Below are 12,199 nucleotides of genomic sequence, written 5' to 3' on the forward strand. Positions count from 1 at the left end.
GACGGCGGTCGATGAGCGAGCCGACGTCCCGTCGCGGGGTGCGCCTCGGGGTGGACGTCGGCGCCGTCCGGGTCGGCCTCGCGGTCAGCGACGTGCACGGGATGCTCGCGACCCCCGTCGAGACGCTGCGCCGGGACGTCGCCACGGACTCCGACCAGGACCGCATCGTGCGCGAGGTGGTCGAGCGCGAGGCGCTCGAGGTGGTGGTCGGCCTGCCGCGCTCCCTGTCCGGCGCCGAGGGTGCGGCGGCCGCCACCGCACGTGCGTACGCCGTGGGGTTGGCCGGCCGGCTGCGCGCGGCGGGTCTGGACACGCCGGTACGGCTGGTCGACGAGCGGTTGTCCACGGTCGAGGCCCACCGCTCGCTGCGTGCCTCCGGGGTCGCCGGGCGCAAGCAGCGGTCGGTGGTCGACCAGGTGGCGGCGGTCCTCGTGCTCCAGCAGGCCCTGGACACCGAGCGGACGAGCGGCGCTGCGGCGGGGGAGGCGGTTGAACCTGTATCCTCTACCGGTGGCGGGGGCACGGCGGCCGACCCGACCGCCTGAACGCGACCGAAGGCTGTCCCACCCTGATGAGCGAGCCGAACGAGCCTGATGCCTGACCGCCAAGACGACCACCCGCTGGGCGCCGTGATCGCTGACGCCCACGAGCACCCAGACGACGCCGAGGGCTACCCGACGCGCTCCTCGCGGCGTGCGGCGCGCAGCCACCACCAGCGGCGCAAGCGCCGCCGCGGACGCCGCAGCATCGTGATGCTGGTCGCGCTCGTGCTGGTCGCTGCCGGTGCGTTCGGCGCCTACAGCGTGCTGCGGCCCTTCGTGTCCCAGTTCACGGCGAGCGACGACTACGCCGGATCTGGAACTGGTCGGGTCTCGGTGACCATTCCCGAGGGAGCCAGCGGCACGAGCATCGGCCACGTGCTCGAGCACGCCGGCGTCGTCAAGAGCAGCAAGGCGTTCGTCGAGGCGGCCAAGACCAACCCCAACTCGGGGTCGATCCAGCCCGGCCAGTACACGTTGCACAAGCAGATGGCTGCTGCGAGCGCCCTGACGATGCTGCTCGACCCGACCTCGCGCAGCGCGGACAAGGTCACCGTGCGCGAGGGGCTGCGGGCCAGCGAGATCCTGCCGCTGCTGGCCAAGTCCACCGGGCAACCCCTCGCGGACTACCAGGCAGCCCTGAAGAACCCCGAGGCGCTGGGCATCCCGGCCTCCGCCAAGGGCAAGGTCGAGGGCTGGCTGTTCCCGGACACCTACGAGTTCGGCACCGAGAAGACGGCCGCCCAGCAGCTGGAGACGATGGTTGCCCGCACCCACCAGGTGCTCGACGACCTCGGCGTCAAGGACGCCGACGCCCAGCGCTTGCTGACCGTCGCGAGTATCGCCGAGGTCGAGGCGGGCTCCAAGGCGGACTACGCCAAGGTCGCCCAGGTCCTCGACAACCGGCTGGCCAACCAGCTGCACAACGGCGGCAAGCTGCAGCTGGACTCGACGGTCAGCTACGCCGTGGGCAAGCGTTCCCTCACCACCACGGCTGCGGAGCGCGCGGTCGACTCGCCCTACAACACCTACCGCTACGCCGGGCTGCCCGCGGGGCCGATCTCCAACCCCGGCAAGGCCGCGATCGACGGTGCGCTGCACCCCAAGGCCGGTCCCTGGCTGTTCTTCGTGACCGTCGACCCGGTCACCGGCGAGACGAAGTTCGCGGTCACCGCAGCCGAGCACGCGAAGTACGTCAAGGAGTTCCAGTCTTGGTGCCAGGCGCACCCGGGCAAGTGCTGACCCACCGGTCATGACGCTCGCGCGTCAGGCGGCCGTCCTGGGTTCGCCCATCGAGCACTCGCTGTCGCCGGTGCTGCATCTGGCCGCCTACAGATCGCTCGGCCTCGTCGGATGGACCTACCGCGCGGTCGAGGTGTCGACGCACTCCGGGCTGGCCGACTTCGTGGGGGCCTGCGACGGCAGCTGGGCCGGGCTGTCGCTGACCATGCCGCTCAAGCGCTGGGTGCAGCCGCTGCTGACCGCGCAGTCCGAGCTCGCGACGGCCACCGGGGTGGTCAACACGGTGGTCCTGGACGGCGTCGGTGGGCGGGTGGGGCACAACACCGACGTGCACGGCATCGTCGAGGCGCTGCGCGAGCGGGGGGTACGGGACCTGAGTTCCGCCGTGGTGCTCGGCGGCGGCGCGACCGCCTGCTCCGCGGTCGCCGCCCTGGCCCACCTGGGCTGCCGCCGGCCACAGGTCGTCGTCCGGTCTCCGGAGCGAGCCGCGGACCTGGTCGCCGCCGGGCGGGCACTCGGCCTGGACGTCGTCCTGGCCGGCTGGGCGCAGGCCGGCCCGCTGCTCGCGGCCGCTCAGGTCGTGGTGAGCACGGTGCCCGCGCCGGCCCACGACGAGGTGCGCCGGCTGCTCGAGGGGACGTCGGTGCCGGGGCTGATGCTGGACGTGACCTACCACCCGTGGCCGAGCGTGCTCGCGACGAGCTGGCAGGGTGCCGGCGGGACCGCGCTGGGCGGATTCACCATGTTGGTGCACCAGGCCGCCGAGCAGGTCCGGCTGATGACAGGCCGTGAGCCTGACGACGCCGCGATGCGCGCTGCGGGTGAGACGGAGCTGGCCGGGCGGTGACGGTCCGCGACGACGCTCACGGATCGTGATCGTGGGCGGCCTCAGCGGGTCACGATCGCTGCTCAAGGTGACCCCCCTCGCGGTCGATGACCGGACCGACAACGGATCACGGCAAAAGGGGAGCGTGCTCGACTCATGCAGCTTGCCGAAATCCTGCTCTCCGACGGTCTGGTCAGCGAGGGTCAGCTGGCTGCCGCTTTCGAGGAGCACCAGCGGGCCGGGCGCAGCCTTGGCCGCGTGCTGGTCGAGCAAGGGGTGCTCACCGAGACCCAGCTGGTCGCGGCGCTTGCCCAGCAGATCGGCCTGCCCTTCGTCGACCTCACCGACTACCCGGTAGACGGCTCCGCGACCGCCCGGGTCGCCGGTGCGGTGGTCAGGCGGCACAACTGCCTGCCGATCGGCTACACCGACGACGGCAAGCTGCTGATCGCGATGGCCGACCCGGGCAACGTGTTCGCGCTGGACGACATCCGGTCGATGACCGGGATGGACGTGCGACCCGCGGTGGCCACCCGCACGGACGTGATCGCGGCGATCGACCGGTTCTACCGCGCGGACGCCGACCTCGACGACATCACCTCGGCCATGGATATGGTCGACGAGGACGAGGACCTGAACAAGGTCAAGGAGATCACCGAAGACGCTCCGATCGTCAAGTACGTGAACCTGCTGATCACGCAGGCGATCCAGGACCGCGCCTCCGACATCCACCTCGAGCCAACCGAGCACGACCTGCGGGTTCGGTACCGGATCGACGGTGTGCTGCACGAGATCATGCGCTCGCCCAAGGCGATCCAGAGCGGGGTCATCTCGCGGCTGAAGATCATGGCGGACATCAACATCGCCGAGCGCCGCATCCCCCAGGACGGCCGGCTGTCGGTGGCCGCCAACGGCAAGAAGATCGACCTTCGGGTGGCCACGCTGCCGACGGTGTGGGGCGAGAAGATCGTCATGCGCATCCTGGACAACTCCACGGCTCGGCTCACGCTGAACGACCTCGGCTTCTCGCGGGGCAACTACGAGCGCTTCAGCGAGAGCTTCGTCAAGCCGTACGGGATGATCCTGGTGACCGGCCCGACCGGTTCGGGCAAGTCGACGACGCTGTACGCGACGTTGAACATCGTCAGCAAGCCCGAGGTGAACGTGATCACCGTCGAGGACCCGGTCGAGTACCGGCTCCCCGGGATCAACCAGGTGCAGGTCAACAACAAGGCCGGCCTGACGTTCGCCGCCGCCCTGCGCTCGATCCTGCGTTCTGACCCGGACATCGTGCTGATCGGTGAGGTCCGCGACCACGAGACCGCGCAGATCGCCGTCGAGGCGGCGCTCACCGGCCACCTGGTGCTGACCACCTTGCACACCAACGACGCGCCGTCCGCCATCACCCGGTTGACCGAGATGGGCATCGAGCCGTTCCTGGTGGGTTCCGCACTGGACTGCGTTCTGGCGCAACGCCTGACGCGCCGTCTGTGCAGCAAATGCAAGGAAGCGTTCGAACCGGAGCCGGCCGACCTGGAGCGGGTCGGGTTCCCGTGGACGCCGGGGGAGGAGCTGCCGGTCCTGTTCCGTCCGGTGGGCTGCTCGGCGTGTGCAAAGACCGGCTACAAGGGTCGGGTCGCCCTGCACGAGGTGATGAAGGTGTCCGAGCAGATCGAACGGCACACCGTGGAGCGGGTCTCGGCCGCGGTGATCGGGGAGACCGCGCGGGCCGAGGGGATGACCACGTTGCGGATGGACGGCTGGCTCAAGGTGATCGACGGGGTCACCTCGATCGAAGAGGTCCTGCGCGTCGTCGTCTGAGCCCAGATGGCTCAAGGCGCCGCCGGGGCGTGCCGATAGCGGCTGAGAAGTGATCCAGCTCGACAGCCATGCAGGCGACGAGCCTGCCATGAGGGGAGTGCCGTGAGCACTGTCGGAGAGCCGTACGTGCCGGAGTTCGCTTACCAACCGGCTCAGGACAGCTACGCAGCACCGGTCGCACCGGCCGCACCGGCGCCGGTCGCAGCTGCGCCCGCCTACGCCGCGCCGGCCCCGGTGGCCGCGGCGCCGGCCGCAACACCGGTCCCAGCGCCGGTGAGCCCGCCGACCGCGAACGCCCCTGTGGTGTCCGCGTCCCAGGGGCAGACGGCCCCCGTCCGCGTGAACACCGAGGTCTTCGAGGGCGACCTGCACATCAACGAGCTGCTGATCGAGATGATCGAGACAGGCGCCAGCGACCTGCACATCACGTCCGGGGCCCAGCCGATGATCCGGCTCCGCGGCGAGCTGCGTCCCATGGGGGAGCACACCGTGCTCACGCCCCCGGTGCTGATGCGGGCCATCTACGCGATGCTGTCCCAGAAGCAGCGCGAGCGCTTCGAGACCGAGCTCGAGCTCGACTTCGCCTACTCCGTCCCGGGCCGCGCCCGGTTCCGCGTGAACGTGTACCGGCAGCGCGAGGCGCTCGGTGCCGCGTTCCGGCTGATCCCCTACGAGATCAAGCCGCTGGAGGCGCTGGGCATCCCGCCGGCCGTGAACAACTTCGCCGGCCTGCCGCGAGGCCTCGTGCTGGTCACCGGCCCCACCGGTTCGGGCAAGTCCACCACCCTTGCGGGTGTCGTCGACCTGGCCAACCGCACCCGGCACGAGCACATCATGACGGTCGAGGACCCGATCGAGTTCCTGCACCGCCACAAGGGCTGCCTGGTCAACCAGCGAGAGGTCGGGGAGGACACCAAGTCCTTCGGCAACGCGCTCAAGCACGCACTGCGCCAGGACCCCGACATCATCCTGGTCGGCGAGATGCGCGACCTGGAGACGATCTCGGTGGCGCTGACCGCGGCCGAGACCGGTCACCTGGTCTTCGCCACGCTGCACACCCAGGACGCCGCCCAGACCATGGACCGCGTCATCGACGTGTTCCCCTCCGAGCAGCAGCAGCAGGTCCGCGTGCAGCTGGCCGGCGCTATCCAGGGCGTCGTCTGCCAGACGCTGTGCAAGACCCGGGACGGCAAGGGCCGGGTCGTGGCCACCGAGGTCATGGTCGCCACCCCCGCCATCCGCAACCTGGTCCGCGAGGGCAAGACGCACCAGATCTACTCGGCCATGCAGGCCGGGGCGAAGCACGGAATGCACACCATGGACCAGCACCTCGCAGAGCTGGTGCGCACCAACCAGATCACGTACGAACACGGTCTGGAGAAGTGCCACCACGTCGAGGACTTCAACCGCTTGCTCGGCCGGATCTGAGGAAACCCAACATGGCGACGATGACGTTCGAGTACGCCGTCCGCGACCGCGACGGCAAGCTGGTCAAGGGAACTCTGGATGCAGAGAACCAGGGCCAGGTGGTGCAGAAGCTCAAGACGCTCGGCTACGCACCGGTGAGCATCACCCAGGCGAACTCGGGGATGAAGAAGGAGCTGACCATCCCCGGGTTCGGCGGGAAGGTCAAGCTCAAGGACCTCGCGGTCATGTCGCGCCAGTTCGCGACGATGATCAACTCGGGCCTGTCCCTGCTGCGCGCCCTGACGATCCTCGCGGACCAGACTGACAGCAAGACGCTGCGGTCGGCGCTGTCCACGGTGCGCGCCGACGTCGAGACCGGACAGTCGCTGTCCGCCGCCCTGGCCAAGCACCCCAAGATCTTCCCGCCGCTGCTGGTCAACATGACCCGTGCCGGCGAGGTCGGCGGCTTCCTGGACTCCGTGCTCCTGCAGATCGCGGAGAACTACGAGGCCGAGGTCAAGCTCCGCGGCAAGATCAAGTCCGCCATGACCTACCCGGTCGTCGTGTTCGTGATCGCGGTCATCGCCGTGATCGGCATGCTGCTGTTCATCGTGCCGATCTTCGCGAAGATGTTCACCGACCTCGGCGGCGAGCTGCCGGCGCCCACCCGCGCGCTGGTCTTCATGTCGCACGCCATGAAGTTCCTCGCCCCGATCATCCTGGTCACCGTGGTCGTCGGCCCCATCGTGTGGGCCCGGATCAAGAACGACGAGCGGGTGCGCAGCGTCGTCGACCCCGTCAAGTTCAAGGTCCCCGTCTTCGGCAACCTGTTCCGCAAGGTCGCGCTGGCCCGCTTCTCCCGCAACCTCGGCACGATGATGAGCTCCGGTGTGCCGATCCTGCAGGCCCTGGACATCGTGGGTGAGACCACCGGCAACATCGTCCTGGAGCGGGCGGTCATGCAGGTGCGCGAGAGCGTCCGTCGTGGTGAGGCGCTGGCCAAACCGTTGGCCGACCACCCGGTGTTCCCGTCGATGGTCGTGCAGATGATGTCCGTCGGTGAGGACACCGGTGCGTTGGACACCATGCTGGCCAAGATCGCCGAGTTCTACGACCAGGAGGTCGAGGCGACCGCGGAGGCGCTCACGGCGCTGATCGAGCCGCTGATGATCGCGGTGATCGGCAGCATCATCGGTGGCATGATCATCGCTCTGTACATGCCGATCTTCAAGGTGTTCGACCTCATCAAGTAGTCCACCGGCAAGCACGATGGCGGTCCCTTCGGGGGCCGCCATTGCGCTGTTCGGAGGAATCTCAAAATGCTGCTAAAGCCAGGCCCCGCAACGCCGAAGAACTATTTGTCATCGAGCCACCGACCCGACACAGGATGCGGGAGAACAAGGTCGGCTCAGCAACGAAGGGGAGCAGCAGATGCTCGCTCGCATCCGTAAGTCCGCCGAGGAGAAGGACCAGGGCTTCACCCTGATCGAGCTCCTCGTCGTCATGATCATCATCGGCATCCTCGCGGCCATCGCGATCCCGGTGTTCCTCAACCAGCGCAAGAAGGCCGTGGACACCGCTGCCAAGTCGGACGTGTCGACCATCGGCAAGGAGATCGCGACCTACTACGTGGACAACACCGTCGACCCGACCATCGGTCTCAACGCCGCGAACACGCGCTACACCCTGACCCCGGGCGCACCGGCCGCCGCACCGGCGCAGGACATCGGCAAGCAGAGCAACAAGATGGGCACGCCGACCCTGACCTACCCGGGCACCGGCACCCACGACGTCGCCTGGTGCGTCACCCTGCCGATCACGGCAAGCGCGGGCACGCTGACCAGCGTGTTCTACTCCGCAGCCAACGGTCTGTCGACCACCAGCTGCTGACAACCGCACTGCACGGCAGCGGCCGTGAGGGTTCTCCCTCACGGCCGCTGCTGCGTTTTCTGGCCGACAGAAGCGCACCCGTTCGGAGCACACCGAGTCGCTCAAGCGGGTGCGTGCGGTGACCGATGCAGCATCAGCAGATCTTCTGCGAGACAGAGCGAGGAAGGCGGCGACCGTGCGAAGACTCCGTGACATGCTCCGGTCCGACCGGGGCTTCACGCTCATCGAGCTTCTCGTCGTGATGATCATCATCGGCATGCTTGCCGCGATCGCCATCCCGATCTTCATCAGCCAGCGCGCGAAGGCGCACGACACCGCGACCAGGTCCGACGTCTCGAAGCTGGGTCGCGAGCTGAGCACCTACTTCATCGACGGAACCGGGCCCGTTTCGCTCGACTTCAGCGCGCAGCCGGGGAACGTCCTGGTCACGGACACCGCTGGGTACACGGCCCAGCTCAGGCTGACCAGCGGCACGACCAACCCGTCGTCCGGAGTCTCCACGAACCTGGGCGATCCCGAGGCCTGGTGCGTGGCCCTGACCAACGACCACGGTCTTCGCAAGGACTTCCGTTACGGCGCCGCCGGCGGGCTAGAGGAGGGCACATGCTAAGCAGTGTCGGCATCGCACGAGTGCGACGACGCCTGGATCGGGTGAACGACGACAGCGGCTTCTCGATGATCGAGGCCATCGTCGCGTTCGGCGTTCTGAGCGTCTTCGCCATCGCGCTGGGGGTCACTCTGGTCAACGCGATGGGGGTGTCGAAGTCCGCCCGCGAGCGGGTCGCTGCGGCGAACCTGGCGGCGCGTGAGATCGAGATCGTCCGCAACAAGTTCGCCACCTCCGACACCGACGCCATGGCCGTCGCCAACGCCGGGACGGTCACGAACGGCAGCCCGCTGGCCGGGTCGAGCAACGTCGTCGACGGCGTCTCGTACACCGTGCGCCGCGAAGTGCAGTGGATGCCCATCGGCAACGGGGCGAGCGCTTGCGACGGCGGCAGCCTCGTCAGCTACCCGAGCCTGCGGGTCTCGGTGGAGGTCAGCTGGCCGAACATGGGCAGCACCAAGCCGGTGGTCAGCCAGTCCATGCTCACCCCACCCAAGGGCACGCTGGACGACGTGACGCTCTCCTACGTCGCGGTCAAGGTCACCAACGCCGCCGGCGGTCCCTCGGACGGCGTCCTGCTGACGATCGCCGGCCCGGGCGGCACCTTCAACCAGTCGACCGACGCCAGTGGCTGCGCCGTGGTCCAGGTCGGTTCGGCCGGTACCTACAGCGCGACGGCGGACATGGCCGGCTGGGTCGACCAGACCGGCGTCCAGCGCTCCGTGCTGACGCCGATCACCGTCTCGGCCGGTGCGATGCAGCGGGTCGCCATGACCTACGACGTGGCCGCAACCCTCGACGTGACCGTGAGCAACATCGACCCCGCCACGTACCGGATGCCGGCGACCATCGGCCAGATCAGCTACACGCAGCCCAACGTGCCGGCGATCGGCTCGCAGCGCGTCCTCCCGCTCACCGGTGGGACCGCCACGATGACCGGGCTGTGGCCGACCACGAGCGGGTACTCGCCGTGGGGCGGCGGGTGCAGCGACTCGGACCCGGCGGCCACCACCGGGGTGTCGCGCATCACCCCGGTGGTCGTGCCACCGGGGGCCCGGCGCGCGGCAGTGGCCAAGCTCGCCGCGGTCAAGGTCACCACCATGGTCGGAAGCACGGTCACCGGTGGCGCGCGGGTCACGGCGACGAGCATCACCTGCCCGAGCCAGCCGGTGCTCGACCTGGGCACCAGCGACAGCGTGACCGGGCTGCTGCTGACCTCGGTCCCCTACGGTCAGTACCGGCTGGACGCGGTCTGGCCGGCGCCGATCAACAAGTCGGTGACGAAGACGCCGTGGAACGCGACCAGCACCGTGCCGACGACCGTGCTCTTGAAGGCCAGCTGATGCGCGCGCTCAGGGGCCGGGCGGACGCCGGCAGTGACCGCGGCGCCGCGTCCCTCGTCGAGATGCTGCTGGTCATGATGGTGCTGGGCATCCTGCTCTCGGCCTGCATGATTCTGTACACGGGTGCGATGCGGACCACCAACGGGACCCAGGCCAGGCTCAGCGACCTGACCGACAGCCGGATCGCGGTCTCCGCGATGGGCAAGTCGCTGCGGACGGCGATCCTGCCGAACCAGCTGCCGGACTCCTCGTCCACCGACACGGCGGCGTTCATCGAGGCGACCCCCTTCTCGATCCGCTTCTTCGCCAACATCAACAACGACGAGAACGCTGTCGGCGCTAGCAAGGTCAGCTATGCGGTGACCGCCGGCGTGCTCTCCGAGTCGATGCAACAGCCTCTGCCCCCTGTGGCCGGGGACACCACGGTGCGGTACTGCGCGCCCGGACCCGGCTGCGTGGTGCGGACCAAGATCCTCGCCCGGGGCGTGGTCGTGACGGGAACCGCCTTGTTCCGCTACTACGACCAGCTCGGCAACCCACTGACCGGCACGAGCCTGACGATGGATCAGATGGAGGACGTCGACTCGATGGACATCCAGGTGACCACGAAGGGCTCGACGGGCTCGCGCAACGGCAGCACGTACGTGTTGCGGGTGGCGCTGCCCAACCACGACGCGGTACTGCGCAACGGCGAGGAGAGCTGACATGGGAACTCGATCTGTGTTGCGCGCACGGATGCCGCAGGGCGACGACGGCATCGGCCTGCTGTTCGTGATCACGGCGATGATGATGGCGACGTTGGTCGCCTTCAGCGCTCTGGGGTACGCACTGAACACCCAGCGCTCATCGCGCACGAACCAGGACTGGAACGGTGCGCTGGCAGCCGCCCAGGCCGGGGTGGACGACTACATCGGCTACCTGAACCGGAACGACAACTACGCGCGCAACGGCGACGACTGCACCAACCTCGCGCTCAAGGGCTCGCGGACGCCGGCCAACACCTGTTCCCCCGCATGGACTTCGACCACCGCTGCGGGATGGAAGCCGATCGAGCCCGGTGACCCCAACGGTGCGGCGTTCCACTACGACATCGACTCGAGCAGGCTCGACAGCACCGGTGTGGTCCTGGTGACCTCCAGCGGCCGAGCCCGCCCGACGGGTCCGGTGCGGACCTTGCAGGTGGGTGTTGGCCGTGGAGGCTCGACCCAGTTCCTGTACTACACCGACCACGAGGACGCTGACCCGGACAACAAGGCGGTCTACCCGTCCGGGATGAACGCGGGGTGTTCGAAGTACTGGTGGCAGCCGACCCGCGGACGTGCGGGCAGCCTGAACTGCGTGGAGATCACCTTCTACGGCGGCGACGTCCTGGACGGCGCCGTGCACACGAACGACACGCCGCTGATGACGAACAACGGCAGTCTGAAGCCGAAGTTCCTGCAGGGGCTGGAGACCAGCGACCCGAACTGCAAGAGCGCGGTCCCGGGCAACGTCGCTACGTACACCAACTGCGACCGCAACGGCAACGGCGCGGACTACGGAACCAAGTGGCCGGTCTACGCCGACCCCAAGGACCTGGTGGACAACAGCGACCAGTTCGCGACCTTCCCGGGCTGCCAGTACAAGGGCGCGACCCGGATCAAGTTCACGTCGGACGGCAAGATGCAGGTCTGGAGCAAGGAGTCCGCGACGACCGCTGCCTGCGGCGGGACGAGCCCCATGGGGACGACGGTGAACGTGCCGACCGACCAGGTCATCTACGTCACGGACGGCACCGCCGGCGAGCACATGTGCGCGGGCGGGGAGATCGGGGACGGACTTCCGCTCGGTACCTACACGGGCGCTGCCACCGGTAACCAGACCTACGACGCCAACATGAAGCTCGCGACGCACAACTGCGGCAAGGGCAACGTCTACGTCGAGGGCGTCCTCAAGGGCCGGGTCACGGTGGCCGCGAAGAACTCGGTGATCGTCACCGGTGACCTCGTGATGGCGGGCGGACTGGCTGGCAGCGACATGCTGGGTCTGGTCGCCACCAACTCGGTCGAGGTCTACCACCCGGTGCTGGACACCTGGGAGTGCCAGGCCTGGAACAGCAGCCACACGCGCTGCAATACCTGGGGCTGGGACGGCAACACCGACGAGGTGGCCGGCTGGCCGCACCGTTACCCCGACCCCGACCACTCGAGCGCGGCGTTCCCCGCGACCGGCGTCCAGCTGACGGCATCCATCCAGACGCTGCAGCACAGCTTCCTGGTGCAGTCCTACAAGGCCGGCACCCAGCAGGGGCAGCTGTACGTGAAGGGTTCGCTGGCCCAGCGCTGGCGCGGCATCGTCGGTCAGGGCAACTCGACCGGCTACCTGAAGAACTACTCGTACGACAAGCGGTTGCGCTATGCCTCACCGCCGTACTTCCCGCAGTGGACCAATGCGGTCTGGGCGGCCAACTACACCGGCGAGATCCAGCCGGCGTACTGATTCCGGTCCCGGTGGTGCGGCACGTGCGTGCCGCACCACCGGTCGG

The 12,199-nt window shown here is 68.6% G+C and carries 11 protein-coding genes; all 11 read left to right on the forward strand.

Going from position 1 to position 12,199, the window contains the following annotated elements:
• Window positions 1-11: 11 nt before the first annotated feature.
• The 11 genes from ruvX (at window position 12) to ACPPVT_RS10090 (ending at window position 12,153) form a co-directional block, all read left to right on the forward strand.
• The gene (gene ruvX / locus ACPPVT_RS10040) at window positions 12-545 is read left to right on the forward strand and encodes a Holliday junction resolvase RuvX (protein ID WP_426566843.1); all 534 of its coding nucleotides are present in this window, start codon (window positions 12-14) and stop codon (window positions 543-545) included.
• A gap of 48 nt (window positions 546-593) precedes the next feature.
• A complete protein-coding gene (mltG, locus tag ACPPVT_RS10045; RefSeq protein WP_426566844.1) occupies window positions 594-1,781 on the forward strand; it encodes an endolytic transglycosylase MltG in 1,188 nt (395 codons plus the stop codon).
• A gap of 10 nt (window positions 1,782-1,791) precedes the next feature.
• Window positions 1,792-2,628 carry a shikimate dehydrogenase gene (locus ACPPVT_RS10050; protein WP_426566845.1) on the forward strand — a complete coding sequence of 279 codons (837 nt, stop codon included), beginning with the start codon at window positions 1,792-1,794 and terminating at the stop codon, window positions 2,626-2,628.
• 135 nt (window positions 2,629-2,763) lie between these two features.
• On the forward strand, window positions 2,764-4,428 hold the full coding sequence (locus ACPPVT_RS10055; protein WP_426566846.1) for a GspE/PulE family protein: 1,665 nt from the start codon (window positions 2,764-2,766) through the stop codon (window positions 4,426-4,428).
• 102 nt (window positions 4,429-4,530) lie between these two features.
• Window positions 4,531-5,856 (forward strand): type IV pilus twitching motility protein PilT, encoded by a 1,326-nt coding sequence (locus ACPPVT_RS10060; protein ID WP_426566847.1) that lies wholly within the window; start codon window positions 4,531-4,533, stop codon window positions 5,854-5,856.
• Between the two features lie 11 nt (window positions 5,857-5,867).
• Entirely contained in the window at window positions 5,868-7,088 is a 1,221-nt protein-coding gene (locus ACPPVT_RS10065; protein WP_426566848.1) for a type II secretion system F family protein, read from the forward strand.
• 178 nt (window positions 7,089-7,266) lie between these two features.
• Window positions 7,267-7,725, forward strand: a complete 459-nt coding sequence (locus ACPPVT_RS10070) for a type II secretion system protein (protein WP_426566849.1) — start codon at window positions 7,267-7,269, stop codon at window positions 7,723-7,725.
• A gap of 193 nt (window positions 7,726-7,918) precedes the next feature.
• On the forward strand, window positions 7,919-8,335 hold the full coding sequence (locus ACPPVT_RS10075; protein ID WP_426566850.1) for a type II secretion system protein: 417 nt from the start codon (window positions 7,919-7,921) through the stop codon (window positions 8,333-8,335).
• Entirely contained in the window at window positions 8,329-9,675 is a 1,347-nt protein-coding gene (locus ACPPVT_RS10080; protein ID WP_426566851.1) for a type IV pilus modification PilV family protein, read from the forward strand. Before ACPPVT_RS10075 ends, ACPPVT_RS10080 begins: the two co-directional genes overlap by 7 nt.
• Window positions 9,675-10,379, forward strand: a complete 705-nt coding sequence (locus tag ACPPVT_RS10085) for a PulJ/GspJ family protein (protein WP_426566852.1) — start codon at window positions 9,675-9,677, stop codon at window positions 10,377-10,379. The genes ACPPVT_RS10080 and ACPPVT_RS10085 overlap by 1 nt, the downstream gene beginning before the upstream one ends.
• 1 nt (window position 10,380) lies before the next feature.
• A complete protein-coding gene (locus tag ACPPVT_RS10090; RefSeq protein ID WP_426566853.1) occupies window positions 10,381-12,153 on the forward strand; it encodes a hypothetical protein in 1,773 nt (590 codons plus the stop codon).
• Window positions 12,154-12,199 lie beyond the last annotated feature (46 nt).

Source organism: Angustibacter sp. McL0619 (assembly GCF_049994355.1).
Classification (GTDB): Bacteria; Actinomycetota; Actinomycetes; order Actinomycetales; family Angustibacteraceae; genus Angustibacter.

Coding starts and splice junctions, on each gene's coding strand:
- ruvX (WP_426566843.1), top strand. CDS start 12: ATGAGCGAGCCGACGTCCCGTCGCGGGGTGCGCCTCGGGGTGGACGTC.
- mltG (WP_426566844.1), top strand. CDS start 594: ATGCCTGACCGCCAAGACGACCACCCGCTGGGCGCCGTGATCGCTGAC.
- ACPPVT_RS10050 (WP_426566845.1), top strand. CDS start 1,792: ATGACGCTCGCGCGTCAGGCGGCCGTCCTGGGTTCGCCCATCGAGCAC.
- ACPPVT_RS10055 (WP_426566846.1), top strand. CDS start 2,764: ATGCAGCTTGCCGAAATCCTGCTCTCCGACGGTCTGGTCAGCGAGGGT.
- ACPPVT_RS10065 (WP_426566848.1), top strand. CDS start 5,868: ATGGCGACGATGACGTTCGAGTACGCCGTCCGCGACCGCGACGGCAAG.
- ACPPVT_RS10070 (WP_426566849.1), top strand. CDS start 7,267: ATGCTCGCTCGCATCCGTAAGTCCGCCGAGGAGAAGGACCAGGGCTTC.
- ACPPVT_RS10075 (WP_426566850.1), top strand. CDS start 7,919: ATGCTCCGGTCCGACCGGGGCTTCACGCTCATCGAGCTTCTCGTCGTG.
- ACPPVT_RS10080 (WP_426566851.1), top strand. CDS start 8,329: ATGCTAAGCAGTGTCGGCATCGCACGAGTGCGACGACGCCTGGATCGG.
- ACPPVT_RS10085 (WP_426566852.1), top strand. CDS start 9,675: ATGCGCGCGCTCAGGGGCCGGGCGGACGCCGGCAGTGACCGCGGCGCC.
- ACPPVT_RS10090 (WP_426566853.1), top strand. CDS start 10,381: ATGGGAACTCGATCTGTGTTGCGCGCACGGATGCCGCAGGGCGACGAC.